The sequence below is a fragment of the Actinoplanes sp. NPDC051346 genome, assembly GCF_040682215.1.
Lineage (GTDB): Bacteria > Actinomycetota > Actinomycetes > Mycobacteriales > Micromonosporaceae > Actinoplanes.
Window position 1 is genome coordinate 406,015 of record NZ_JBFBAJ010000007.1, and the last position, 24,658, is coordinate 430,672.

Here is a 24,658-nt window from a genome sequence, read left to right on the forward strand (position 1 = left end):
AACACTCTCCATCGGGAGCCCGTACGCATGGACGGTTAGCGTATGGGGATGGGAGGGGTTACGCGCCGTCAGCGGTCGAACCTCCTCGGTGCTGTCAGCCTCGTCGCGGCCCTCGCCGGACTTGCCTTCGGACTTCCCGCTCTCAATCACGCCTTGCCTTCCGATCGCCCGGTGCCGACCGATCGCCCGTACAAGATCGGGGGTGGGGTGACCGTCGTGCCGCCACCCGGATCGCGCATCGATGTCACCGAGACCCGGCCCGCCGACGACTCCGGCACCGTCCTGTTCCGCCTCGGCCCGGTCCGCTACCTGGTCAGCGTCCAGCCCTATGACGGCACGCTGCCGGCCGCGGTCGCCCGGCTGCGGCAGCGCATCACCGGCACCTCCGGCTACCAGGTCACCGGCACCGAACTCACCGTCGCGACCGCGAGCGGCCTGGCCGGAATCCAGGGCGGCTACAGCGGCCCCGGACGCGGCGGCCGATACGCGGTCTTCGTCGCCGACGGGCGCACCATCGAGGTCACGGTCTGCGGCGACGACCTCGACCTCGGCCGGACCCTGCCGGCCATCGACGCCAGCACCGGCACCCTCCGGTACGCGCCGGAGCGGGCCGGATGACCGCGGAACCCCGGTTGCGCAGCGCCCGGTCCGCGCCCGTGCAGCCCGGTGCCGAGCCGGATCGCGGCATCTGGCGCCGTCCCGCGTTCTGGATCGTGATCGCGGTGGTCCTGACCGGCGCCGTGCAGATGTCCCTGATCGCGGTGCGGTTCGCGAAGGCGTACCCCATCGCTCTGATCACCGCGACGGCACTCTTCGCCCTGCTCGCCGTGCCGTTCTGGTTCATCGTCTCGGAGCTCGACTTCCTCGAACGGGAGCCGCCCCCGCTGCTCGTCCTCGCGTTCACGTGGGGTGCGCTGGTGGCGACGGCCGTCTCGATTCCGGGCAGCGCCGCGCTCGACGACCTGATGGCCAAGCTCGGCTCGCCCCACCTCGCCGCCGACTGGGGTGCCGCGCTGGCCGCACCGACGGTCGAGGAGATCGCCAAGGCGCTCGGCGTGGTCGCCATCGTGCTCGTCGCCCGCGCGCAGGTGAACAGCGTGCTGGACGGCGTCGTCTACGGCGCGATGGTCGGGCTCGGCTTCCAGATCATCGAGGACATCGTGTACGCGATGGGCGCGGTCGCCCTCGCCGGCCGCGGCGACCAGGTCGAACCGGTCGTCACCACGTTCCTGCTGCGCGGGCTGCTGTCCGGGGTGTGGAGCCACACCCTCTTCGGCGCGCTGGCCGGGGCGGGCATCGGCTACCTCGTCGTGCGCGCCGACCGTACGCCGCGGAACCGACTCGGCGTGGCCATGCTCGGGGTGCTGGGCGCCTGGGCGTCGCACGTGCTCTGGAACTCGCCGCTGCTGCGCGACGGACTCGGCAACGGCGCCGTGGCGCTGCTGGCCGTACTCATGCTCAAGGGCCTGCCGCCGTTGCTGTTGATCTGGCTGCTCGTGCGGTCCGCGCACGACCGGGAGGCCGATTACTACACCGCCCAACTGGCGACGCTCGACGATCCCGAACTCGTCACGGCCGCCGAGCTCGAAGCGCTGCGGTCGGGGTCGCGGCGGGCCAGCGCGCGATGGCACGCTCGGGTCCGAGCCGGACTCCGGGCCCGGGCCGCCGTGCGGCGCCTGCAGCGCGCGCAGGCCCGGCTGGCGGTCGAGATCAGCCGCGGTACGCCGGACCTGAGCCGCCGCTGTCAGGAGGTGCGCCGGCACCGCCGCATGCTCGTGAAGCTGGGCCACCCGGAGGCGGTCGTCCCCGCGGGCAAGGGGCCGTGGAGGCGCACGGCCTCGGCGGCCTTCTCCACCGCCCTCGCCATCGCGGTGCTCTGGGCGGCCGTCAGCACCCTCGGCGGCGGCTGAGTCCCGGCGGCTGAGTTTCGGCGGCGGCTGAGTGAGGTCAGCTGGTCGGCGGGATGCCGCCGTCGCCGTCGACGATCGCGTCCGGGGTGCCGTCCTGGTCCAGGTCCACCATCGTGATGTCGACCTTGCCGTCGTTGTTGGTGTCGAACTGGAACAGGTCGGCCTTGCCGTCACCGTCGGTGTCCGCGACCCACACGTCGGGCCTGCCGTCGCCGTTGGTGTCGGAGGCGAGCAGGTCGACGCGGTCGTTCCCGCGGGTCTCGATGATCTCCTGGGGCTCGCTCATGGCTGTCTCCTCGCTCGGATCTCCGCTTGCTTCGTACCAACGTAGGACCCGCCTCCCACCCTCGCGACCCGAGAGCCGAACTCGCCGGTAGCGTTGCCCAACGTGACTTCAACCATGAATGGCCTGCACGGCGCCCTGGCGGAGCGGATGGGCATCCAGATCACCGAAGCGACCCCCGAACGGATCGTCGCCACCATGCCGGTCGACGGCAACACCCAGCCGTACGGACTGCTGCACGGCGGCGCCTCCTGCGTGCTGGCGGAGACGCTCGGATCGGTCGGAGCGGTCCTGCACGGGGCGACCGTCGACCGTCCGTTCGCGGTCGGGGTGGACATCAACGCCACCCATCACAAGGCGGTCCGCTCCGGCGTCGTGACCGGCGTCGCCACCCCGGTGCACCGCGGCCGCACGATGGTCACCTACGAGATCGTCATCACCGACGACGACGGCGATCGGGCCTGCACCGCCCGGCTCACCTGCCTTTTGCGGGGAGCTTGAGGGGCGTTGGTTGACGAATCCGCGTACCTTTCTTGACGTGACCGACGTACCACAGCACGCATTGGACGACGCTACGCAGGTGCTCCACTGCGCGCTCAGCGGCGACAGCGATGCTGTGGTCTGCACGTTCGACGAGGTCGTGGACCGGTCGGGCGTGGTCGGGGCGTACGACGTGGCGTGGTGTCTCGCTGCGACGATGGTGGGACGCAACGTGCCCACGGGCGGCGCCTGGACCCTCGATTTCCCCGGAATCGACGACGCGCGTTACGACAAGCGGTGGGTGGCGCGGTTCGTCAGCGCGTACGTCAACGGCGACATCCCGACCGGCGAGGCGCTCTTCGGCGCGGCCATCGCCGACGGCCAGCTCCCGGACTGCCTGCTCGCCTTGGCGGGTTCCACCGTGGCGACCCTCCGCCATCGCGCGGCATGACCGACTGCACCGCAGCGAAGCAAGGGCCAGGAGGGCATGCCCCGGCCGGTTCAGCATGACCGAGGATCCCCTTCTCTCCCGCGTCCGCAAGCTGCTCGCGAAGGCCGAAGATCCGGCCTGTACGCCGCCCGAGGCGGAGGCTTTCACGGCGAAGGCCGCCGAGCTCATCGCCAAGTACGGCATCGACCAGGCGCTGCTCGCCGGCGCCGATCCGACCCTGGACCCGGTCGGTGATCGGGTGATCGCGGTGGAGCCGCCGTACTCCCGGGACAAGGCCGGGCTGCTCGGCGCCGTCGCCCTCGCGCTGCGCTGCAAAGCCGTCCACCTCGAGCGGCGTGGCACCGCCCGGGTGCACCTGTTCGGGCACGGCGCCGACCTGGAACGGGTCGAGCTGCTCTTCACCTCGTTGCTGGTGCAGGCGGCGCACGGCCTGGCCGCGGCCCAGGTGCCCGAGCACGACCATCCGGCGGCGTTCCGGCGTTCCTGGCTGGTCGGCTTCACCGAGGCGATCCGAGCCCGGCTGACGGCCGCGGAGCAGGCGGCGGCCGCCGCGGCGCCGGGCGCCGAACTCGTCCTGGTCGACCGCACCGAGCTCGTCGAACGTCGCCGGGACGAGACCTACCCGAAACTGGCCCGGCTCGGCCCCCGCCGCTTGGCCGGGACCGGCCGGCGCCAGGGATACGCCGCCGGTCACTCCGCGGACCTGGGCGGCGCTAGGGGCCTTCGCAATTCTTGAGGTAGAGCGCCTTGGCGTACTGGGTGGCGGCCGCCTCGTTGTACATCGAGGCCTGGGACATGTACCAGCCGTTGTCGGCGAGCGCCTTCTTCGCCCGCGTCGTCCCCGACCAGCGAATGTCGGCATCCACTTCGGAGAGACCGCGCGCCTTGAAGTTGCGCCTCATCTGCACCTTGCCGACGCGGAAGTTCTCCGCGGCCTGCTCGGCCTCCCGCATGCACCCCATGGCCTTCTCGCTGAGAGCCTCGGCGAGCGTCCAGGCGGCCTGCTCTTCCGCGTTGCTGAATTTCGGCACGTGCTTCCTCCCGCGAACTCGGTTCCCGGTTAGCACTACGTAACGCATGCCGATTGCGCTAGATCTCTGCAAGAACGGTCAAACCGCCCCCTCAGAGGTTCAGCAGGTCACCGGGTCCGGTCCAGCGCTGGACCGTGCGGGTACGGGTCTTGAGCTTGCCGTTCACCCGTACGCGATAGGTCTGCGGGGTCTCTCGCAGCGTCAGCCAGGCACGGACCCGGCGGTTGACGCCGTTGACCTGGATCGTGGTGGTGCGCAGCGTCCAGGTGAGGCACTCGGTGCGCTGCTGCGACTCGCCGCCGACGGTCACCGTCCGGAGAAGGCAGCGGACCGCGCGCCGCATCTTGTAAGGGTTGGCTCCGGTGTATCCCGAGGTGCCGAGGACGGGCGCCATGGCCTGGTACCAGTTCCAGGCCATCTTCGAGTAGCCGAACTCGTTCGGGTGGCGCAGGTCGTGCAGGTCGATGCCGCCGACCGAGGACTGGTCCACGACGGTGATCCGGGCGTCGTTCTTGTCCGCCACGAGCGTGGGGATCATGCGGTTGTAGACCCGGGCGTCGGCGGCCTCGCGGGGCAGACGCGACGTGACGATCTGCGCGACGAAGATGTGGGCCTCCGGTCGCGCCGCGCGGATCTGGTCGATCATCGCGGAAAGCTTGCGGGCGATCGAGGCCGGGCTGTGGCCCTCTTTGATGTTGTTCGTGCCGACGTGCAGCAGCACCACGTCCGGGCGGGACGCGGCCAGCCAGCCGTCGAGGTGAGCCGCCAGCTCGCCGATGTTCCAGCCGCCGTGGCCCTCGTGGTTGTTGTCCGAGCTGACCCCGTTGCGCTGCGAGCCCACGTAGTTGATCCGAAGACCGCCCTTGCGCAGCCGCTCCGCCAGCGTCTTGCGATACGAGGAGCCGGACGGCGCGCCGGTGCCCCTGGTGATCGAGTCACCGAGCGGCATGACCCGGAGGGGCTCGGAAGCCGCAACGCGAGGCGCGTCGACGCGTACGGGTGCGGGAGGGGCTGGCTCGGCGGAGGCGACCTGCGGCGATCCGACGCCCAGGACGACTCCCGCGGCGAGCACACCGGTCATGGCCTTGGCGCCCAGGCGAAAAGCGCCGGACCATCCCTGCCTCGAGACCCCCACGTGTGCCCCTCCCGATCGTCAGGCTCTGTCACCTGAACAGATCGGTCGTGACGACGCCCACACGATTTCCGTCCGGTAGCCGTGGGTTGTGATCAAGGTGCGGGGCCGGCTATCCGTTGGTGAACAGCTCGAGCACTCCGGACACCTCGAGCACGCGGCGCACCAGGCCGTGGGCGTTGATGATCGACAACGTCATCCGGCGGAGCGCCCGGCGACCTCGCTGTCGAGAAAGGTGACCCCATCGAAGTCGATCGAGATTCCCGCGCCGCCGTCCTCGATGACGCGCATGAGCGTGGACCGCAGCTCGTCCCGTGCGTTGATATCGAATTCGCCGGACAGCACCCGCCTCCCGGACGATCTGATAGCTGAGGTCGCGATCCATCGTCCGTGATCTCAGGCCGGTACGGGAAACTCGGCCCAGACGTGCTTGGTCCCGTCCTCCACATACCAGCCGATCTCGAGCGAGAACTGCTTGGCCAGCTGCAACCCGAGCCCACCCTCCCCGAGAGGCCGGCCCTCGCTGTACTCAGGAGGCGCATCCGGCGAATGATCGGCGACATCGAGCACGAACCGGTCTTCGGCCCGCCCCAACCGCACGATCGTCGGCGGCAACCCGTGCCGCAGGGCGTTGGTGGCGAGCTCGGTAGCGACCAGGACGACCTTCTCGGGCACCTCGTCCAGGACGGCGCCGTCGGCGAGAGCCCGGCCGGTGAGCGCTTTGTGCAGCGAAGCTCGCAGTGTCGTCAACTGCGAAGGGCTGTCCAGCACCCACCGCTGCAATTCCGTCATGCGGGGCGGGGACTGTGCGCTGATGAAGACCATGGCGGTCTTATGCCCACCGGCGGTGCTCCTCATGTACGAGGATGCCTCAATGTCCGGTTCTTCCGCCGGGTCCTCATATCGCCTGAAAGGCGGCGCTACACGGACGATAATCAACGAGTGCCACGAAACAGGAAACACCTCACCCTGGGGACCGTGATCAACCCTGAGTTTCAGGGCCTCGAGTGGGAATCCCGCGTCGACATGATGGAGGAAGACCATCTGCTGATGCCGCCGCCACCGCCGGAGCTGGAGATCGGCGTGCCGGCGGTCGGCACCGAGCTGCACATCGCCTGGAACCAACCCCCGCACCGGTACCGCGTGAACGCATCCGTGGCCGGCCTCGTCGGCGAACGCTGGCGCGTGCGCATCACGAGCGAACCGGAGCCGGTCACCCGCCGGACCTTCTTCCGCGGCGGCGGGGGCGAGGCGGCGCTTCTTCGCCATGAGGAGGAGACGGCGTGGGAGGTCGCGACCGTCGAGGACATCAGCGAGGCCGCACTCCGCTGCCACGTCGATGAACTGCAATTCGTGGAGGGAGACCCGGTCTGCGCGCGGGTCACGCTGAACGCCGGGACGTTCGACGTGACCGGAACGGTATTGCTCACCCGGGAGGCGGACAAGGACGCCGGCATCGACGCCGAGGTGGTCATCCTCTACACGCTCTCGGAGTCTCAGGCCCAGCAGGTGCGCCGCTACCTGCTCGAGTGGCAGCTGGCCGAGCGGCGTCGCGCCAGCGCGGAAGAAGACTGATGGCGCGGCGGTCTCGGGGTTGGGCGCGGTCAGGCGCTCGCTCGCGTTCCGCGCGGTGAGTCGACGGTCAGGCGCTGGTTGGGTCGCGTTGGGTGCGGTCAGGCGCTGGTTGGGTCGCGTTGGGTGCGGTCAGGCGCTGGTTGGGTCGCGTTGGGTGCGGTCAGGCGCTGGTTAGGTCGCGTCGGATGCACCAGGCGGCGGGCGGGAGAGCTGCCGCCGTCCAGGCCAGCAGGGCCAGCACGAATTCGGTCCGGCCCGCGGACGCGAAGAGGAAGCTCGTGAACGGCAGCGGCTCCTGCAGCCTTCCGAACAGGCCCTCCACGAACAGCACCCAGCCCAGGTAGCCGGCGAGCAGCCAGAGCGGGCGGCGAACGATCGTCGCGTTGGCGACGCCGAACACCGCGATCAGAGGGACCACCGTCAGCGTGGAGCTGTACTGGGCAGCGGAACCCATAAGCACGATGGGGATGCCGCTGACCGCGGCGAGCAGCAGACCGAGCACGATCGCCACCACGCACTGGGCGGCCAGCGCCCGGAGGCGGTGCGGCTGGCCGAGGAACACCAACACAGCGGTCCGGTGCTGGTAGTGCTGAGCGGTGAGCATCACCGCCAGGCCGAAGGCACCCAGGCCGGCGAACAGCGACCAGAAGTCCTCGCTGAACCAGCCAGTCAGGGCCGCGACCAGGGCGAACCCGGTCAGTGACACCCAGGACGACCGCACCGTCAGGCTCCGGTAGAGCTCGCTGCGCAGGACCGCGATCACTGTGCCTCCGCCACGTTCAGGAAGATGTCCTCCAGGTGCTGCATCTCGGCGACCAGCTCGTACACCGGCACCTGGACGTACAGCGCGATGTCACCGGCCTGTTCCGGCGTGAGCCCGGAGACGAGCAGGACCCCGCCGTCGGCGGTGACCGTCGCGCCGTACCGCCCGTACGCCTCCGACAGCAGCCGATGATCGCCGCCACGCACCCGCAGCCGAGCCGCACCGGACAGCTGCGCCAGCGGCGCCGCCACCCGGACCCGACCGCCGGCGATGATCACCACGTCGTCGACCATCAGCTCCAGCTCACCCAGCAGATGGCTGGAGATCAGCACCGTGCCGCCGGCCGCGGCGTGCTCCCGCAACAGGCCCCGAAGCCAGGCCATGCCGGACGGGTCGAGACCGTTGGCCGGCTCGTCCAGAACCAGCACCGACGGCTCACCGAGCAACGCGGTCGCCACCGCCAACCGCTGGCGCATGCCGAGCGAATAGTCACCGGTGCGTTTGTGGGCGTCCGCGGCAAGGCCCACGTACGCCAGAAGGTCGTTCACCCGCCTGCGGGAGGCCCCACTGAGCAGCGCCTGAGTGACCAGGTGGGCGTGCCCTGTCTGGCCAGGATGACTCAGACCCTGCTCCAGCACCGCGCCGACCTCGCGCAGCGGATGCTTCAGCTCCCGGTACCGGCGGCCGTTGACCAGCGCCGCGCCGCGGGTGGCTCGGCTCAACCCGAGCAGGATCCGCAGGGTCGTGCTCTTACCCGACCCGTTCAGCCCGAGCAGCCCGGTGACCCGACCCGGTACGGCGGTGAACGTCACGTCCCGCACGGCGTCCACGCCGCCATAGACCTTCGTCAGCTCCCGAATATCGATCATCGGGGGCGATTGTCTCCACCGCTGTCAAACCGACATCTTTCCTTGATTGAGCGTTCCTTGGCCGGGCGTTCCTTGATCGGGCTTTCCTTGATCGGGCGGTGACCAGTGGAGAGAGTTGAGGAGGAGTGGCAGGACGCGGTCGTGCTCCGCTTGCGTGCCGATCGCGGTGCGATGCTGAGGATGGGCAAGGTAGTACCGGATGGCGGCACAGAGGAAGCGTGGGTCGATGTCATCGGTGCGCAAACAATTCCGGTACACGTGAAGGCCACGTCGATGCACGAGCTCGGGCCGTCCGAACGCCAGGCGTACGGTGCGAGCCGTTGGGGATGGCGGCAGCGTCGGGACGATCGGTACGGCATCCCACGGGATGACGAGCCAGCCTGTGATGCCGCGCTGCCAGACGCCATCGGGCCGAAGCCGCACGTTCGTGTCCCGCCACGCGAGGACGATCCACATGGAGAGAACCGCCGGATAGCCCAACTCCAGTAGGTGCTCCGCTAGGAACGGCTCTGAGCTCCAGTCGCGGATGACGTTGCCGGCGATGCCGATGGCCGTCGGGAAAAATGCCAGTGCCAGGAAAAGAAGCGTCGGCTGTGCCGAGGCGCTGAAGGCCGGCACGCGTGGGTCGACCCGAAACGCCTTCGGCCGGGCGCCGGCCAGCGCCACGATCGCCAGCATCAGAAACACCGCGGGGACGGCCGCCGTCACCGGAAACGTACGTTGTCCCAGGGTCGGCACCCAGACGTGAGCCACGAGATAGCCGGCAGACACGACCAGAGCGACGACCAGAATGACCCGGCGGCGACGCCCTGCCGCTGCGAGGAACCGTGTGATCACCCCGGCAGGGTACGGGCCCGGCGTCGTTCATGTCAGGGGCTCTCTTTGTTGTCGCGGACGAACTGGCCGCCCTCGCCGAGGAATGAGCTCGGCCAGGGCATGCAGGTTCTTCGGACCGGCCGATCAATAGTGCTTGGCGTTCCGCAGCGTGTTTGACGCTGTGCTCTTCTACGGTCGCTGTCCGAGATGGTGACCGGGCGGGTCACGACCTCGTCTGATCGGCACGCCGCGGGTCAGGTCTTCTCCGATCGGCACGCCGCGGGTCAGGTCTTCTCCGATCGGCACGCCGCGGGTCAGGTCTTCTCCGATCGACATGCCGCGGGTCAGGTCTTCTCCGATCGACATGCAGGGGTCAGGTTGAGCACGACGACGTGTCGCCGCAGCGCATGTGACCGCTCGGGCGTCAGGGTTGATCTCTCGCCGGGGTCCAGCGGTGATCTGGCGTGCTGCCTACGTGCAACAAGCGCCGGACAACAGCGGTCGACGGCGGTCATCCACGGCGGCCGCGGAGGTGTCTGAAGGGCCCCGGACAGCAGAACGCCCACCGTGCGTTTCCGCAGGTGGGCGACGCTCAAAGCCCGGCGAGAGGCTTGGTGGCCAGGGGCGGGGTCGAACCGCCGACCTTCCGATTTTCAGTCGGACGCTCGTACCAACTGAGCTACCTGGCCGTGCCGCACAATGCATCTGCGCGGCTGGGCACTTGCGGTCCTGACGGGACTTGAACCCGCGACCTCCGCCTTGACAGGGCGGCGAGCACTCCAACTGCTCCACAGGACCTTGCTGATGTTGCTCATTCTTACCACTTGCACTGACCGAAGTCAGGTTCGTACCCCCAACGGGATTCGAACCCGTGCTACCGCCTTGAAAGGGCGGCGTCCTAGGCCACTAGACGATGAGGGCAACTCCGCCATCATTGCACATTCACAATTCCTGCGGTGTGGGCCCCAACCGGCCCCGCTTGAGGCTTGGAAAGCATACGTGATGCCCCGCCCCACAACCAAACCGGTATCCCTATCGCCGCGTCGCCTCTCTGACCAGGGCAAACAGGAGCCTGGATCAGAGGTGTGGCGACGGGTGTGCCGAGCGCCACTTTTCGCTCTGTGGTCACTCGACGATCTGCGGAGCCGGAGGCGTTGCCCGCCGGCGGCGGGGAGGTCGGATCGAGGGCGGGTGCCGAGCCCAGGTGGCCTGAGAGACGTCGGCGCAGCGCCGGGTTGCCGTGCCGACGTGCCGACGGGCCGAGGTGCCGAGGTGCCGAGGTGCCGAGGTGCCGAGGTGCCGAACAGGCTCCCGCGAGTGTCTGCGCCACCCCCTGCGCCGCCCACGGATGAACGCGCGGCTGCACGGCAGAGGTCGCAGGCCGTCGGATGAACGCGCGGCCGCGCGACATTCCTGCGCTGGTCCGGGGATGCGGGCATGGTTACGCGAGGCTCTGTGCTGGTCCGGGGATGCGGGCATGGTTACGCGAGGCTCTGTGCTGGTCCGGGGATGCAGGCGTGGTTGCGCGACATTTCCTGCGTTGGCCCCGGGGATGCGGGCGTGGTTGCGCTGGTCCGGGGGATGCGGGCGTGGTTGCGCTGGTCCGGGGATGCGGGCGTGGTTGCGCGACTCCCTGCGCTGGTCCGGGGGGATGCGGGCGTGGTTGCGCGACTCCCTGCGCAGACCGGGATGCAGGGCGCGGTTGCGTGACCAGGCCTGCGCCGGCCCGGTATGCGCGCGCGGTTGCGTGCCGGCCGGCTGCCGTAGCGACGGCGCCAGCCCGCGCCAACCGTGGCTCTCGTGCATGGCCATGATCGACTTACGTCCGTCGTCGGCGGGGCCGCCGTGGTGCTTCCGTGCGCTGCCGCTTAGCGCTTGGTCGACGCACGCTTGAACTCCGGTAGGGCGGCCGCCTCCGCGACCAGCCGGACCGCTTCGGCGAGGCTGCTGACCTGCATCACCCCCTCCGGAAGATGCTCGACCGGCCAACCCGGCCCGGCTGCGGCGGCCAACAGCGGGCTGTGTCCGGACGACAACAAGCGCGTCCACTGCTCCGGGTCGCCCGTCTCGGCTGTCTGAGACCAGAGCACGACTGCCGCAGGCCCTGTGCGCGCGACCGCGTCGGCCAGGGCCCGGGGTGGAACGCGGGCGCCCAGCAGGCGGCTCGGTACTCCTGCCTCGGCCAGCGCCGCGGCGAGTGCCTCCAGCGGGAGGGTGTGCTGCTCCTCGTCGGCTGCGGCAAGCATGACCCGGGGGACCTGGCTGCTGGGTGGCCGGGCCACCGCGCCGAGGACCTCGGTGACGCTGCGCGAGATCAGATGTTCGACCTCGATGAAGCGGCTGGTGGCCGCGTAACGGTCCCCGATGCCGATCAACACGGGCATGATCACGCCGTTCCACGCGCCGACGACGCCGCGGTCGGTCACGGCCATCTCAAGGATGTCGCGCAGTGCGGGCGCGTCGAGACGCATGGCGGCGCGGGCCAGGCCGCGGGCGGCCGGGCCGGCCCTTCCCGTACGGATGGTGTGCCCGCCGCCGTCGCGAGTCGAGACGCTGAGCAGGCCGGCTACCTCAGGCCAGACCACGTCGACGGTCATGCCACGCGGGCCGGGCCCAGGGGTGGAAGCCGTCCCGCTCCGCGCGTGCTGCTCCGCTCCGGAACCAGCCGAGGCACCGTCGCCGGCAGGGGTCGGCGCGTCGCCGGGCTTGCTTGACGTGCCGCCAGAGTCAGCCGATGCGTCGCCGGGGCCGGCCGAGGAGTTACCGGGGCGGGTCGAAGCGTCCGCGGGAGTGACGGTCGCATCGCCAGGGCTCGTGGAAGTGTCGCCGGGAGTGACGGTCGCATCGCCAGGGCTCGTGGAAGTGTCGCCGGGAGTGACGGTCGCATCGCCAGAGCTGGTCGAGGTATCGCCGAGGTCGGCTGATGTGCTGCTGTGCGTAGTCGAGCCACCGGGATCGGTCGATGTGCCGCCAGGGCTGGGCGGTGTGCTGGGCCTAGGCGAGCCGCCGCCCGGGTCGGTCGATGCGCCGCTCGGGCTCGGCAGTATGCCGGGCGTGAGCGATCCGTCGGGAACAGGCGCTGTGCTTCCGGGGCTGGGCAGTGTGTCGCTGGGCGTGAGTGAGCCGTCGGGGTCGGCCGGTGTGTTGCCGGCTTCGGCGGACGTGTCGCCTGGATTGGGCGATCTGCTCCCGGCCGCGAGCGAGTCGCCGGCGCCGGTTGGTGCGCTGCCGGACTGAGCTGACGTGCCGTCAGTGCTGAGTGATGTGCCGCTGGGCCTGAGTGATGTGCCGCTGGGCCTGAGTGATGTGCCGCTGGGGCTGAGGGATTCGTCGCCGGGGCCGGGCGATGTGCCGCCGGGACTGGATGACGGGCCGTCAAGGTCGGGTGATGTGTCGCCTGAGCTGGTCGAGGTGCCGTGGGTGGCCGCCGGGGGTGCCGAGACGTCGATCGGCATGGGCACGCGCCGGGCCCACGCTGCCGCCTCCGCCGGTGTCACGCCCTGGGCGGTCAGCCGGCGCATCACCTGCAGGCGGTCCAGGTCCTCGCGGGTATACCGCCGGTGCTGGCCGGGCACGTGCTGGCTGGGCCCCAGCCCGTAGCGCTGGTGCCAGGTGCGCAATGTGGTGACGGCGACCCCCAGACGGCGTGCCACCGCCCCGGCCGTCAGGGCCTCATCGGCCACCTGACCGCTCCGCCTTGTCGTCGGGATGGAGGTGCTGTCGGAGTCGGTCGGTGACGCCGGGCAGCCAGGGGGCGTACCTCCGTGGCTCACGCTCGAGGGCGAGCCTCAGCTCGTCGAGCGACACCCATCGCACCTCGGCGACTTCCTCGGGGTCGATCAGCAGGCGCGCGTCGGCGTCCAGCCGGCCGAGCAGGACGTGGTCGTATTCGTATTCCACTCGTCCGGTGTCGGGATCCTCCGCGTAGTACGAATACACCCCGACCTCGATCAGGTCGACGCCCTCGGCGCCGACCTCCTCGACGAGGCGACGCTTGGCGGCCACGTCGAGCGATTCGCCGGGCGTCGGGTGCCCGCAGCAGGTGTTTGCCCAGCGCAGGGGAAACCGTGTCTTGGTGGCCGCCCGCTGCTGCAGAAGCACCCGGCCGGCGGCGTCCCGCAGGAACACGGAGAACGCCCGGTGCAGCAGCCCGGGAGCGCGGTGGGCCTCGTCGACGGTGACCTCGCCGACGGCCACCCCGTCCTGGTCCACCAGTTCGACCAGGTGGGTCTCGCGGGACCGCGTCCTGCCGACCTCCTCGCGCCGCAACTCACTCATGCCGGCCTCCCACCAACTTCTCGGGCCTCCGTGCGGAGCCCGTTATCCGCGAGGCTGCCAACTTCCCGGAGATCAACACCATGGGTACGCCGACTCCCGGCTGTGTGCCCGAACCCGCGAACACCACATTGGGTAGCGAGGGATGCAGATTTCCGGGCCGGAAGGGACCGGTCTGCGCGAACGTGTGCGACGACGCGAACGGCGTGCCGGCGGCCATGCCCTGCTCCGCCCAGTCCTCCGGCGTGATGATCCGCTCGACCTCCACACCGTCCCGAAATCCGAGGTAGCCCCGCTGCTCCAGCACGCGGAGCAACTCGTCCGCGTAGCGCCGACCGAGGCCCTGCCGCCAGGCTAGCGGCGCCAGCTCGAGGTGGGGCGCCGGAGCGAGTACGTAATAGGTCTGGCGTCCGGCCGGGGCGACGCTCGGATCTGTGCGGCTCGGGTTGGTGACGAGCAGCGAGGGATCGCTCATCAGCAAACCCTGCCGGATGACCTCGTCGAACGTGCCCTTCCACGCCGCACCGAAGTGGATGTTGTGGTGCGCGATCTTGGAATACGTCCGGTCGGATCCGAGGTGAAGCACGACGCAGGAGGGGGAATACCGCAGCTTTCGCGGTCGCGCGGACGGCGGCAGCAGGTCCCGATAGGCCACCGGCAGGTCGGGATTGAGGACGACGACGTCGGCGGGGATGCGTTCACCCGAGTCGGTGATGATCCCCGTCGCGCGTCCGCCGGACGTCTCGACCCTGACGGCTGTCGTCTCGTAGCGGAACTCGACGCCGTGCTTCTCCGCGGCGCCAGCAAGTGCCTTCGGCACGGCATGCATGCCGCCGCGTGGGAAGAAGACCCCGGCCACCGAGTCGAGATACGCGATCACCGCGTAGATCGCGAGAGCGTCATGCGGCGCCAGGCCCGCATACATCGCCTGGAAAGAGAAGATCCGTTGGGTACGGGGATCGCGGAAGTACTGGTTGATCTTCGGCTGCAGCCGGCGGAAGCCACCCATTCCCAGCAGCTTGACGAGGCTGAGGTTGACCAGGTCGAGCGGGGTATCGAGATTGCGGTCGATGAAGTTGTCGCGCTCCAGGCCCCAGAGCTTGCGAGCGAAGTCCACGAACCGTAGGTAGCCGTCTGCTTCCCTGGGCCCACACACCCGTGAGATCTCGGCCGCCATGCGGACGGTGTCGGTCAGCACGTCCAACGTGGACCCATCCGGGTAATACGCCCGGTAGGCCGGATCGAGAGGAGTCAGCTCCAGCCAGTCGGAAAGCTGCTCCCCAACCGCGTTGAGGGGCTCGGCGATCAGCTCCGGCATGGTCAGCACGGTCGGCCCGGTGTCGAACTCGTACCCATCGACGGAGAGCCGGCCGGCCCGCCCGCCCGGCACCGACTCCCGCTCGACGACAGTGACCTGCCGCCCGGCGGCGGCGAGGTGCAGCGCGCACGCTAGGCCGCCGAGCCCGGCCCCGACGATGACCACGTGGTCGGTCGGTCCTGTCACTCGTCGCACGTCACCAGCTCCAAAACGGTAGGCGGGAAGCGACCGCGCCGGATCCGGGCGCTCGAGGGGACTGGGCCGTGCCAGCTTCGGACGGCATGGGGACTGGACCGCACCGGCTCGGGGCGGTCGACGGGCCGAAGTCGCGCGCGTCTCTCTCGCGGATTGATCCCATCATGCTGGCCGGTGGGTGGCGGTTATGGCCAGCTCGGTGAGGGCGGCACGTGCGTCGTCATGAATAGGGGCGTCGCGGATGGCCGCGACGGCATGGTCGACCCGCCGCCGGATCATCGCCTCGACCCGGGCGACCGCTCCGGTCTCCGCGATGAGCTCCTTTTGTCGGGCGATCTGCTGCTCGGTGAGGTGGCACGATGCCGGCGCCCTGCCACCGTCGAGCAGTGGCGAGGACGAGGCGGGCGGTTTGGGCCCGCCGGAGCCGTCGGCGGGGTTGACGGCTCCGGCGGGAGTTCGGGCGGGAGTTCGGGCGCGAGTTCGGCTGGGAGTGCGCTCGGGACCTCGGGTCAGCTCGGCACGCTGGGCCGGGGTGGCGAGCTGGTGGGCCAGCATCAGGAGGGCGGTCGGCTTGCCGGTGCGCAGGTCGTCCCCGGCCGGCTTGCCGGTCACGTCGGGGTCGCCGTAGACCCCGAGCAGGTCGTCGCAGAGCTGGAACGCCTCGCCGATAGCGAGGCCGTACTCGTGATATGCGTCGTTGATCGCGGTTTTTGGCGACCGCATCGGGCCGGCGAGCGCGAGTCCGAACTGCAGCGGACGCTGCACCGTATAGCTGGCGGTCTTGTGCCGGGCGACGACCAGCGCCCGGTCGAGCGACCACTCGCCGGGTTGGGTCTCGCCCAGCACGTCGAGGTATTGACCCGCGACCGCCTCCACCCGCATGCGGTCGTAACAGGCGCGCACGGCGAAGAGGGTGGCCGTGGTGAGCGCCGCTTGAGCGAGCAACTGATCGGCCCAGACGAGACACAGGTCACCGACGAGGATCGCCGCGGTCGAGCCGAAGTGATCGGGGTCGCCGAGCCCCTCGCCACGGTGATGCTGAGCGGCGAAGAGGCGGTGTGCCGTCGGGCGGCCGCGTCGGGTGGCGGAACCGTCCATCATATCGTCGTGCACCAGCGCGAACGTGTGCATGAGCTCGAGTGCGGCCAGGGCCGGAAGCACCGGGTCGATCGGCTCTCGCGTCCCGATGGCACCACGCCAGCCCCAGTAGGCGAACGTCGGCCTGAGCCGCTTGCCGCCCGCGAGCACCAGGTCGCGGCTGGTGCGGGCGAAACGGCCGAGCGCCGGGTCGAGGGCATCGAAGGTGGCGATCTGGCTGCTCAGGAACTCGGCCAGCGTCCCCTCGACGGCGTTCACCAGCCCGTCCGAGGGGATCGGTTGACAGGGGATCGCGCATCGGCGGCTTCCCTCGAGGATGTCGTTGGCCACGGGGAGGAGATTACCGTAGGCTGCGTGTTGCGTCGATTCCTGAGTCGATTCTTTTGGGAGGTCCGGTGGAGACCGATCTGGCGGTGGCCTACGAACGCTGCCGTGAGCTGCATCGGAGCCACGGTCGTACCTACTACCTCGCCACCCGGCTGTTACCCGCGTGGAAGAGGCGGCATGTGCACGCTCTCTATGGATTCACCCGATACGCCGACGAGATCGTCGACCGCACCGAGGACCTGTCGCCCGCCGAGCGTGCCACCCGTCTGCGGGGGTGGTCGGACGCCTTCGTCGCCGGCCTGCGGGGCGAGCCCGTCGACGATCCGCTGTTGCCGGCGGTGCTGCACACGATCGCGGTCTTCGATCTGAGCGTCGACGATTTCGAAGCCTTCCTCCGCAGCATGGCCATGGACCTGACCGTCACCTGCTATGCCACCTACCACGATCTCCTGGCGTATATGGAGGGGTCGGCCGCGGTGATCGGCACGATGATGCTGCCGATCCTCGGGTCGAGCGATCCGGCGGCCGCCCGCGAGCCGGCCCGCCAGCTCGGGCTGGCCTTTCAACTGACCAACTTCATCCGCGACGTGGGCGAGGACCTCGATCGAGGTCGCACCTATCTTCCCGACACTCACCTGGCCGAGTTCGGGGTCACCCGAGAAGATCTGCGGGCCGCGCGGGTCGCCGGCCGTTCGACCCCGGCCATCAAGGCGTTGATCAGGGCGGAGGTGGCCCGCGCCGATCTGCACTACGCCGCCGCCGCGCCGGGCATTCCGCTGCTGCTTCCTGGATCGCAGGCTTGCATGAGGACGGCCTACCAGCTCTATGCGGGCATCCTCGACGAGGTCGTCGCCGCCGACTTCGACGTCTTCGCCCGGCGGGCCACGGTGGCCGGCCGGCGCCGGGCGCGGGTGGCGTTGCGGTCCCTGTTGACCCGGTCCGGCAGCCCGGTCCCGGCTCTGGTGCGCGGCTGACATGCGTACGGTGATCGTGCTCTTCACCCGAGATCTCCGGGTGCACGACAACCCGGCGCTCGCCGCGGCCTGTGCCAACGCCGAACGAGTCGTGCCGCTCTTCGTGCTCGACCCGCACCTTCGAACGGTCTCGCCCAATCGCTCCCGCTTCCTGCACCAGTGCCTCGCCGACCTCGGCTCGAGCCTGCGGTCGCGCGGCGCCGACCTTGTGGTCCGAGAGGGCGACCCGGTCGCCGAGACCCTCAAGCTCGCCCACCAGGTGGAAGCGGACGGCATCGCTCTCGCGCAGGACGTCAGCGGCTATACCCAGCGCCGCGAACGCCAGTTGACGCGCGAATGTGAGCGGCACCGCATCTCCCTGCGACTCTTCCCCGGCACCACGGTCGTCCCGCCCGGCGAGGTCCGCCCCGCCGGCGGCGACGGCCACTACAAAGTCTTCTCGCCCTACTACCGCGCGTGGGAGTCGGCGAAGTGGCGCGACGAGGTGGCTACGCCGGCCAGGATCACCCTGCCGGACAACCTCGTGGTCGGTGGATTACCCGCTTTGCCCGACGGAGAGTCGCCCCACGCTCTGGAGGGCGGCGAGACCGAGGGGCTACGGCGGCTGAAGACCTGGCTACGCCACATCGGGCCCTACGACGATCTGCATGACGACATGGCGGCAGACGGCACCTCGCGGCTGAGTGCGTACCTTCGCTTTGGTTGTCTCTCGCCGTTGTCGGTGGCGAATTTGGCGCGAGGTAGGGACGGCGCCGGACCCGCGGCGTTCGTCCGCCAGCTCGGCTGGCGCGACTTTTACTACCAGGTCACTCACGCATTTCCGAAGATCTCGACGGAGGCGTATCGCAAGGCCGGCGATGGCGATTGGCGCGGCGATCAAGACGCGCTCGAGCACTGGCGGAACGGGCTCACCGGAGTTCCGGTGGTGGACGCCGGCATGCGGCAACTGCGGGCCGAGGGATGGATGCACAACCGAGCCCGGTTGATCACCGCTTCCTTCCTGACCAAGCACCTGGGCCTCGACTGGCGCGACGGCGTGACGTGGTTCTTCCGCTGGCTCAACGACGGCGACGTCGCCAACAACTCCGGCAACTGGCAGTGGGTCGCGGGCACCGGCAACGACACGAAGCCCTACCGGAGATTCAATCCGATCCGGCAGGCTGAGCGCTTCGACCCTGACGGCGTGTACGTTCGGCGTTACGTACCGGAGTTGAAGTCGATCGCCGGTAAGGCCGTGCACCAACCCTGGCGCCTGCCGGATACGGTGCGGGCAGGCCTGAACTATCCCGGGCCGCTGGAGTCGCATCGCGACGAAGCGGTCTGGTTGCGGCCATGAGGTTTCCGCCTGGCGTGCCGGGCGGAAAGCGGGTCCTGCCGACCCGTTGCGTTCGTCCGTTGAAGGCCGGCAGGACCCGCGACAACCTGCCCACGAGGTCGGAGCCGGAAACCTCAGCTCGGCAGTGCCCGCCAGGTGCCGTAACGGTGAATCGCGATGCCGCCAAAGGCCGACGCCGTCCGCGTCGCCGCGTCCACCTTGGCCAGTTCTTCCTGAAGACGGGTCGCACCCTCTTCGGCGAAGGTGCAGTGCGCGCAGTCCGGCAGCGGCACCGTTTCAGCGCCCAGCCGCACCCGCTTGCCCGCCGCCCTGCCGCGCGTGAGCCAGTCCTGGCTGATCGCGACGATGGAGTTCGGCCCGGTGGCGGTGTCGCGGTAACTCATGACCGTCACGGCGTTGACCCGGCGCAGCACCTCGTCGGCGAAGTTCTTGCCTCCGATCTTGTACTCGCCGTACCAGAACGGCACGTCCGCCTCGAGGGGAAGCGTGCTGCCGAGGCGGAGCTTGTCCAACAGCTTCAGGAAGGCGGTCTGCGTTCCGGCCAGGTTCGTCGTCCAGGCCGGGGTCAGATAGGGCTCGACGTCGAGGTGAATCCCGGAGAAGAGTCCCGTGGAGACGACCGTTCGCTGCCACCGGAGCGCGGCGGCGTGATCGGTGACCCAGGCGGGGTCGCCGCCGAGGGCCCGCAGTTTGATCTTCAGCGGGGTGGCCCGCGCCTTCATCTCCTGGATACGGGCGAGGTCACCGTTGGTGAACACATCCGGCGAGACGTGGACGAAGATCTCCGAGACGTTCCTCCGGGTGGCCCAGTCCACCACCTCGGCGGCCGGAGGGTCGCCCCAGAGCCACATGGCCCGGGTGCCGGCCGGCGCGGGGGTGAGCCCGGCGCTGCCCGCGGACGATGCCGCGGGCAGCGCCAAAGCGGCGGCCATGAGAGTGACAGACACCAGCCCTGCCTGCCATCGCCCCTTCATGGCCGCCCCCTACTCGGTATTTCCTCTTCCGCGGGGGTTCAGAATCGGACGCAACCCGGGCCAGCTGAGCTAATCCACCGACGAGATCGCGGCGTCGATCGCCGTCACGCGATCGAAGTCACCGAGCCGCCGCGTGACGTAGGCGATCGCGTGTCCCCGACTCGGGTCCGCCCAACCGGCGTTGCCGCCGAGGCCACCCATGCCCCAGGTGCCGTCGCCCTCCAGCTGGACGCCCAGACCCCAGGTGGTCTCCGCACCGATGAAGCGGTCGAAGCCGGTGAACTGGGCCGTGGTCATCTGGTCCACCAACGAGCGGCTGAGCAGGCGGTGTCCGTCGAGCTCCCCGCCGGCCAGCAGCCCGGCGTAGAAGCGCGCCATCGCCTCGGCGGTCGAGTGCAGATTCACGGCCGGCACGACCGCGCGGCGCCACGCTTCGCCGTTGACCACCCCGAGGTCACGCGCGCCCTCGGGGTTCGCCAGCGCCCGGGCACGCACCGATCCGGGCTCACTCAGCAGCTGCTCCGCCCAGTCGCGCCCGTCGTACTCAAGGTCCGCACACCGCTCAAGATCGGCGGTGGCCAGGCCGAATGCGAGGTCGAGCCGCCACGGCCCGGCGATCTCCTCGGCGACAAAAGCTCCCGGCGCCCGGCCGGTGATCCGCCGCACGACCTCACCCAGCAGGTGCCCGTAGGTGAGCGCGTGCTCCGCCGCGACGCTGCCGGGAGGCCACTCGGGGCTCGCATTCGCCAGATCACCGCAGAGCAGATCCCAGTCGGTCCACGCCGCCGGCCCTCGCGGCACCGGAAACGTCGCCAGACCGGACGTGTGCGTCAGCACCTGCCGGACGGAAGTGTCGGTCCGGAATTCCGGCCAGTGCCGCGCGACCGGATCGTCGATGTCGAGCAGCCCGCGCTCGGCCAGCAGGAGAACCGCCAGCGCAATGACGGGCTTACCGACCGAGTAGGCGTTGACCAGCGTCCGCGCATCCCATTGCCGGGTGCGCCGGGGATCGCGCCATCCCTCCCGCAGGTCCACCACCGGTGTGCCGTGGCGCAGCACGCACAATGCCGAGCCGCCGCTCGCATGCTGGGTGAACGCCTCTCGCACGGGCTCGTAGCCGGCGGCAACCCATCCCGTTGTCCACAGCTTCTCAGACACGTCGCGCACCGTACCCGCGATTGGTGGAAGCTGGTTTCCATGGGTGATGCAGAGCAGGTCGACGTGGTCGTTATCGGGCTCGGCGTCGGCGGTGAGGAAGCCGCCGGCCGGCTCGCCGAGGCTGGGCTGTCCGTGGTGGGAATCGAGCACACGCTGGTGGGTGGTGAATGCCCTTACTGGGGGTGCATCCCGACCAAGATGATGATCCGCGCCGGCAACGCGCTTGCTGAGGCCCGGCGGGTCCCCGCTCTCGCCGGCACCTCCCAGGTCCAGCCTGATTGGACGCCGGTCGCCCGCAGGATCCGTGAGGAAGCCACCGACACGTGGGACGACAAGGTGGCCGTCGACCGTTTGGTCGGCAAGGGCGGGCGGTTCGTGCGTGGGCGTGCCGCGATCGCGGGGCCCGGACGGGTCACGGTCGGGGAGCAGGAGTTCCTCGCCCGCCGGGGGATCGTCGTCGCGACCGGCACCGCCGCGGTCATCCCCCCGATCGACGGGCTGTCCGGCACGCCCTACTGGACCAACCGTGAGGCCGTCGAGGCCGAGACGCTGCCCGCCACCCTGGTCGTCCTCGGCGGCGGTGCGATCGGCCTTGAGCTGTCACAGGCCATGGCCCGGTTCGGGGTGGACGTCACGATCATCGAGGGCAGCGACCGTCTTCTCGCGATGGAAGAGCCGGAGAGCTCCGAGACGGTGACCACCGCTCTCGCCGAGGATGGCATCAAAACCCGCACGGGAGTACGCGCCCACCGCGTCGACCATTCCGGCGACCTGTTCTCCGTCACCCTTTCGGACGGGTCCACGGTCACCGGGGAGCGTCTGCTCGTCGCCACCGGGCGGACCGCCCGCCTCGACGGCCTGGGCCTGGACACCGTAGGCATCGATGCGGCCCGCTTCCTCACCACCGACGAGTGGATGCGCGCCGGCGACAAGATCTGGGGCGTCGGCGATGTGACCGGCAACGGCGCGTTCACCCACATGGCGATGTACGAGGCCGACGTCGCCGTCCGCGACATCCTCGGCCAGGGCGGACTCCCGGCGGACTACCGCGCCCGGCCGCGGGTGACCTTCACCGATCCGGAGGTCGGGGCGGTGGGGCTGACCGAGAAACAGGCACGAGAGTCCGGCATCGAGGTGGCCGTCGGCTACTCCAGCCTGTCGTCGTCATCGCGCGGCTTCATCCATGGCCCGGGCAACGCGGGTTTCATCAAGCTGATCGCCGATCGTTCCCGCGGTGTGCTCGTCGGTGCGACCAGCGCCGGGCCGTGCGGCGGCGAGGTCCTTGGCGCGCTGTCCGTGGCAGTCACGGCAGCGGTGCCGATCGCCAGCCTGCGAGCCACCATCTGGGCCTATCCGACGTTCCATCGGGCGATCGGAGACGCGATGCGACAGCTCTAGGAAGCGATGGGGCCGGTGGAGGTTGCTGTGGCCTGATGCCGTGCGGGTCAGCTCAGCGTTCACCGTGGCGCACAAGCATGCGCAGGGCGGGAATGTCCGCAGCTCCCGCCGCTATCAACGCTGTCTCGACCGCTTCGGCGCACACCACTACCATCCGGCGCTGGTCAGGCAGGTTTGCCGCCGTACGCAGAATGACAGCGGCCGCTCCGGCGTCGATGAAGCGCAGCTGGTTCAGGTTCAGATGGACGTCCTGATCCAGCCGTACGGCTTCGGCCAGGGCGTCGCTGAGGGCGTTCGCGCGGGTGTGGTCGAGCTCGCCTGCCACCCGTACGCCGGGCGGCACGTGCTGGCGGCAGATCCGCAGCAGTGGGTCTTCGTGGTAGACCGTGGCCGCGACCGTACGGGGATGCACGCGGGAGGCATATCCCAGCGTGACCGGGTCGAAGCTCTCGCGGTCGTACTCGCAGATGGCGGTGAATCGGCCGTCCTCGAACAGCCGTGCCACCTCCGACTCGAACACGAGCAGCTGTTCCGCATTGGCCTGCGGGCGTGCCGCCCAGCACATGTCCGCCGTGATCCGCAGCCCGCGGTAACCGTCGGACAGCGCCTGCCGCAGTTCACGGGTGAGCAGCTCGACCATGGTCGCCGCGGCCGGTGCGACGTTGTCGCCCCAGAGCCTGTCACTGGGGAGCACGCTCACCTCCGGACCCGCGTCGAGGCCGCGGAGCAGCAGGTCGGTGCGGAGGTCGTCGACGTTTACCGCGGAGGTGAAACAGATGACGCGATCGCCCCGCTCCCGGCCCGCGGCGACGAACGCGGCCAGGATGTCCAGCCGCTCGTCCGGGTCGGAGAAGGTCAGGCACGCATGATCGCCTGGCTGGAGCCGGTCCACCGCCGTCGTGGGGGCCATGTGTCCTCCGATCTCGGGAGGCACCTACGTACCCGAAAGGTTCGGGCCCCATGCGGGGAATGGCCGCGCCGGGACGGGGTAATCCCTTCGCATGTTGCGGCAGATGATCTCCCGGCTCGAGAAGGCCACCGCCCTCGACGCGGTCAGCGATCGCCTCCAGAACGCCGTGCTGACCGTGGCCAGGCCCAAGCGGCTCCGCGACGTCCTGCATGGCACCTGGCTCGGACATCCTCTGCACCCCGTTCTCGTGCAGGTCCCGGTCGGGGCATTCATGAGTGCCGCAGTGCTCGACGCGCTACCCGGTCAACGGAAGGCCGCGACCACCTTGATCGCCGTGGGAACCGCCGCCGCGGCGCCGGCCATCGCGGCCGGCTGGGTCGACTGGTCGTCGCTCTCCCGCGACCAGCGCCGGGTCGGCATGGTCCATGCGGCGGCAAACGCCGTCGCGCTCGGCCTGTACGCCGGGTCGCTCGCCGCCCGCTTCTCCGGCCGGCCGGGCTGGGGGCGCCTCCTCGCCTACGCCGGGTTGACCATGGCTGGAGGCGGCGCCTACCTGGGCGGCCATCTCTCCTTCGAGCAGGGCGCCGGCATGAATGTGGCCTCACCGGAGAAGCTGCGGCTCCCCGCGGATTGGGCCGAGGTGGGGGAGGTCGCCTCGCTTCCCGAGGGCCGTCCGACGGTACGCCCCATCGACGGCGTGCCGGTTCTCCTGTTCCGCCTTGGCGACCAGGTGACAGCGATGGTCGAGCAGTGCGGGCATCAGGGCGGGCCCCTGGGCGAGGGCAAGGTCGAGGGCTCCGGCGCCGACGCCTGCGTGGTCTGTCCCTGGCATGGAAGCACCTTCCGGCTCACGGACGGAGTGGTCCGGCACGGGCCGGCGGCGGGCGATCAGCCCACGCTCCGTACGCGGATCCGCGACGGCGTGCTGTCGGTCGTTGCTCCCTGATCTTCATCAGCCCAGGTCAGAGCCCTGTGTCCGGTGACACGGGGGGCCGATTTGGCGCTGAGGAGACGACCGGGTAATGTTTTGCGAGCCGGCAGGGAAACGGGCGAGGCAAGCAGAACGAACTGGGAGACCAGGAAGATCAGCTACCGGCCGTCCTGCCAAATCCTTCGAACTTCGGGATCGTAGCGGTGCTGCCTTGTGCAGGGTCGCCCCGGGCCCGGAACGAAGGGTGCGCTAGGTACGAACGGCACGAACCGGGAGATACCGGTTGACAGGGCCTGAAGGACCTAGTAAAGTTGAACGAGTGCCCCGAGGGCGGGTCGCCAAGCAAGGCGGCAAGTCTTCGGTGTGTGGTTGTTCTTTGAGAACTCAACAGGGTGCTTGATAAGCCAGTGCCAATTAGTTATACCCGGCCAGGCGATCATTTTGGTGGTTGTTT

At 69.7% G+C, this 24,658-nt stretch carries 26 protein-coding genes, 3 tRNA genes and 2 pseudogenes; 12 read left to right on the plus strand and 19 right to left on the minus strand.

What is annotated here, in order from left to right:
• The first annotated feature begins 171 nt into the window (after positions 1-171).
• Positions 172-618, plus strand: a complete 447-nt coding sequence (locus AB0M36_RS20215) for a hypothetical protein (RefSeq protein WP_364159580.1) — start codon at positions 172-174, stop codon at positions 616-618.
• Positions 615-1,910, plus strand: a complete 1,296-nt coding sequence (locus AB0M36_RS20220; RefSeq protein WP_364159582.1) for a PrsW family intramembrane metalloprotease — start codon at positions 615-617, stop codon at positions 1,908-1,910. Before AB0M36_RS20215 ends, AB0M36_RS20220 begins: the two co-directional genes overlap by 4 nt.
• 37 nt (positions 1,911-1,947) lie before the next feature.
• On the opposite strand, the gene AB0M36_RS20225 is transcribed toward AB0M36_RS20220, so the two are convergent.
• Positions 1,948-2,196: a hypothetical protein gene (locus AB0M36_RS20225; protein ID WP_364159584.1), complete on the minus strand. Its 249-nt coding sequence runs from the start codon at positions 2,194-2,196 to the stop codon at positions 1,948-1,950.
• A 114-nt stretch (positions 2,197-2,310) separates the two neighbouring features.
• Here AB0M36_RS20225 and AB0M36_RS20230 point away from each other — a divergent pair, with 114 nt between their 5' ends.
• The 3 genes from AB0M36_RS20230 to AB0M36_RS20240 are packed head-to-tail and all read left to right on the plus strand — an operon-like array spanning position 2,311 to position 3,860.
• A complete protein-coding gene (locus AB0M36_RS20230) occupies positions 2,311-2,694 on the plus strand; it encodes a hotdog fold thioesterase (RefSeq protein WP_364159671.1) in 384 nt (127 codons plus the stop codon).
• 37 nt (positions 2,695-2,731) lie between these two features.
• Positions 2,732-3,124 carry a hypothetical protein gene (locus tag AB0M36_RS20235; protein ID WP_364159586.1) on the plus strand — a complete coding sequence of 131 codons (393 nt, stop codon included), beginning with the start codon at positions 2,732-2,734 and terminating at the stop codon, positions 3,122-3,124.
• A 55-nt stretch (positions 3,125-3,179) separates the two neighbouring features.
• Complete coding sequence (locus AB0M36_RS20240) at positions 3,180-3,860, plus strand: DUF2786 domain-containing protein (RefSeq protein ID WP_364159588.1); 681 nt, start codon at positions 3,180-3,182, stop codon at positions 3,858-3,860.
• Here the strand turns inward: AB0M36_RS20240 and AB0M36_RS20245 are convergent.
• The gene (locus tag AB0M36_RS20245; protein WP_364159590.1) at positions 3,838-4,155 is read right to left on the minus strand and encodes a hypothetical protein; all 318 of its coding nucleotides are present in this window, start codon (positions 4,153-4,155) and stop codon (positions 3,838-3,840) included. The two genes, AB0M36_RS20240 and AB0M36_RS20245, sit on opposite strands and share 23 nt — an antisense overlap.
• Before the next feature lie 91 nt (positions 4,156-4,246).
• On the minus strand, positions 4,247-5,290 hold the full coding sequence (locus AB0M36_RS20250; RefSeq protein ID WP_364159592.1) for an SGNH/GDSL hydrolase family protein: 1,044 nt from the start codon (positions 5,288-5,290) through the stop codon (positions 4,247-4,249).
• An 88-nt stretch (positions 5,291-5,378) separates the two neighbouring features.
• Between AB0M36_RS20250 and AB0M36_RS20255 the strand changes: the two genes are divergently transcribed.
• Complete coding sequence (locus AB0M36_RS20255) at positions 5,379-5,681, plus strand: hypothetical protein (protein WP_364159594.1); 303 nt, start codon at positions 5,379-5,381, stop codon at positions 5,679-5,681.
• A gap of 2 nt (positions 5,682-5,683) precedes the next feature.
• Here the strand turns inward: AB0M36_RS20255 and AB0M36_RS20260 are convergent, their stop codons facing one another.
• Positions 5,684-6,145: an ATP-binding protein gene (locus AB0M36_RS20260; protein WP_364159596.1), complete on the minus strand. Its 462-nt coding sequence runs from the start codon at positions 6,143-6,145 to the stop codon at positions 5,684-5,686.
• A 120-nt stretch (positions 6,146-6,265) separates the two neighbouring features.
• Here AB0M36_RS20260 and AB0M36_RS20265 point away from each other — a divergent pair, with 120 nt between their 5' ends.
• Positions 6,266-6,862 (plus strand): hypothetical protein, encoded by a 597-nt coding sequence (locus tag AB0M36_RS20265; protein WP_364159598.1) that lies wholly within the window; start codon positions 6,266-6,268, stop codon positions 6,860-6,862.
• A gap of 160 nt (positions 6,863-7,022) precedes the next feature.
• Here AB0M36_RS20265 and AB0M36_RS20270 read toward each other — a convergent pair whose 3' ends face one another.
• The 8 genes and pseudogenes from AB0M36_RS20270 to AB0M36_RS20305 all read right to left on the minus strand — a co-directional run.
• Positions 7,023-7,625 carry a hypothetical protein gene (locus AB0M36_RS20270; protein WP_364159600.1) on the minus strand — a complete coding sequence of 201 codons (603 nt, stop codon included), beginning with the start codon at positions 7,623-7,625 and terminating at the stop codon, positions 7,023-7,025.
• Complete coding sequence (locus AB0M36_RS20275; RefSeq protein ID WP_364159602.1) at positions 7,622-8,494, minus strand: ATP-binding cassette domain-containing protein; 873 nt, start codon at positions 8,492-8,494, stop codon at positions 7,622-7,624. The genes AB0M36_RS20270 and AB0M36_RS20275 overlap by 4 nt, the downstream gene beginning before the upstream one ends.
• A 24-nt stretch (positions 8,495-8,518) precedes the next feature.
• Positions 8,519-9,331, minus strand: a complete 813-nt coding sequence (locus AB0M36_RS20280) for a hypothetical protein (RefSeq protein WP_364159604.1) — start codon at positions 9,329-9,331, stop codon at positions 8,519-8,521.
• A gap of 168 nt (positions 9,332-9,499) precedes the next feature.
• Entirely contained in the window at positions 9,500-9,676 is a 177-nt protein-coding gene (locus tag AB0M36_RS20285; protein ID WP_364159606.1) for a hypothetical protein, read from the minus strand.
• Between the two features lie 246 nt (positions 9,677-9,922).
• Positions 9,923-9,999, minus strand: a tRNA-Phe gene (locus tag AB0M36_RS20290).
• Between the two features lie 35 nt (positions 10,000-10,034).
• Positions 10,035-10,108 (minus strand) — tRNA-Asp (locus AB0M36_RS20295).
• A 50-nt stretch (positions 10,109-10,158) separates the two neighbouring features.
• Positions 10,159-10,231, minus strand: a tRNA-Glu gene (locus tag AB0M36_RS20300).
• Between the two features lie 947 nt (positions 10,232-11,178).
• Positions 11,179-11,853: pseudogene (locus AB0M36_RS20305) on the minus strand (B12-binding domain-containing protein); the annotation flags it as partial.
• Between the two features lie 247 nt (positions 11,854-12,100).
• Here AB0M36_RS20305 and AB0M36_RS20310 point away from each other — a divergent pair.
• On the plus strand, positions 12,101-12,547 hold the full coding sequence (locus AB0M36_RS20310; RefSeq protein WP_364159683.1) for a hypothetical protein: 447 nt from the start codon (positions 12,101-12,103) through the stop codon (positions 12,545-12,547).
• A 218-nt stretch (positions 12,548-12,765) separates the two neighbouring features.
• Here the strand turns inward: AB0M36_RS20310 and AB0M36_RS20315 are convergent.
• The 4 genes and pseudogenes from AB0M36_RS20315 to AB0M36_RS20330 form a co-directional block, all read right to left on the minus strand.
• Positions 12,766-12,993 (minus strand): annotated as a pseudogene (locus tag AB0M36_RS20315) (MerR family transcriptional regulator); the annotation flags it as partial.
• A complete protein-coding gene (gene idi, locus AB0M36_RS20320) occupies positions 12,983-13,588 on the minus strand; it encodes an isopentenyl-diphosphate Delta-isomerase (RefSeq protein ID WP_364159607.1) in 606 nt (201 codons plus the stop codon). The pseudogene AB0M36_RS20315 and the gene idi, both read right to left, overlap by 11 nt.
• Complete coding sequence (gene crtI / locus AB0M36_RS20325; RefSeq protein WP_364159608.1) at positions 13,581-15,098, minus strand: phytoene desaturase family protein; 1,518 nt, start codon at positions 15,096-15,098, stop codon at positions 13,581-13,583. The genes idi and crtI overlap by 8 nt, the downstream gene beginning before the upstream one ends.
• Positions 15,099-15,260: 162 nt before the next feature.
• Complete coding sequence (locus AB0M36_RS20330) at positions 15,261-16,514, minus strand: polyprenyl synthetase family protein (protein WP_364159673.1); 1,254 nt, start codon at positions 16,512-16,514, stop codon at positions 15,261-15,263.
• 77 nt (positions 16,515-16,591) lie between these two features.
• On the opposite strand from AB0M36_RS20330, the gene AB0M36_RS20335 reads away from it, so the two are divergent.
• The gene (locus AB0M36_RS20335) at positions 16,592-17,497 is read left to right on the plus strand and encodes a phytoene/squalene synthase family protein (RefSeq protein ID WP_364159609.1); all 906 of its coding nucleotides are present in this window, start codon (positions 16,592-16,594) and stop codon (positions 17,495-17,497) included.
• A gap of 1 nt (position 17,498) precedes the next feature.
• The gene (locus AB0M36_RS20340; RefSeq protein WP_364159610.1) at positions 17,499-18,833 is read left to right on the plus strand and encodes a deoxyribodipyrimidine photo-lyase; all 1,335 of its coding nucleotides are present in this window, start codon (positions 17,499-17,501) and stop codon (positions 18,831-18,833) included.
• Positions 18,834-18,946: 113 nt separating this feature from the next.
• On the opposite strand, the gene AB0M36_RS20345 is transcribed toward AB0M36_RS20340, so the two are convergent.
• Positions 18,947-19,780, minus strand: a complete 834-nt coding sequence (locus tag AB0M36_RS20345) for a hypothetical protein (RefSeq protein ID WP_364159612.1) — start codon at positions 19,778-19,780, stop codon at positions 18,947-18,949.
• Between the two features lie 96 nt (positions 19,781-19,876).
• Positions 19,877-20,965, minus strand: coding sequence for a serine hydrolase domain-containing protein (locus AB0M36_RS20350; protein WP_364159614.1), 1,089 nt, complete (start codon positions 20,963-20,965; stop codon positions 19,877-19,879).
• Between the two features lie 39 nt (positions 20,966-21,004).
• Here AB0M36_RS20350 and AB0M36_RS20355 point away from each other — a divergent pair, with 39 nt between their 5' ends.
• On the plus strand, positions 21,005-22,363 hold the full coding sequence (locus AB0M36_RS20355) for an NAD(P)/FAD-dependent oxidoreductase (RefSeq protein ID WP_364159616.1): 1,359 nt from the start codon (positions 21,005-21,007) through the stop codon (positions 22,361-22,363).
• Between the two features lie 52 nt (positions 22,364-22,415).
• Here the strand turns inward: AB0M36_RS20355 and AB0M36_RS20360 are convergent, their stop codons facing one another.
• Positions 22,416-23,273, minus strand: a complete 858-nt coding sequence (locus tag AB0M36_RS20360; protein ID WP_364159618.1) for an MEDS domain-containing protein — start codon at positions 23,271-23,273, stop codon at positions 22,416-22,418.
• A 103-nt stretch (positions 23,274-23,376) separates the two neighbouring features.
• On the opposite strand from AB0M36_RS20360, the gene AB0M36_RS20365 reads away from it, so the two are divergent.
• Positions 23,377-24,219, plus strand: coding sequence for a Rieske (2Fe-2S) protein (locus tag AB0M36_RS20365; RefSeq protein WP_364159620.1), 843 nt, complete (start codon positions 23,377-23,379; stop codon positions 24,217-24,219).
• Positions 24,220-24,658: the final 439 nt, after the last annotated feature.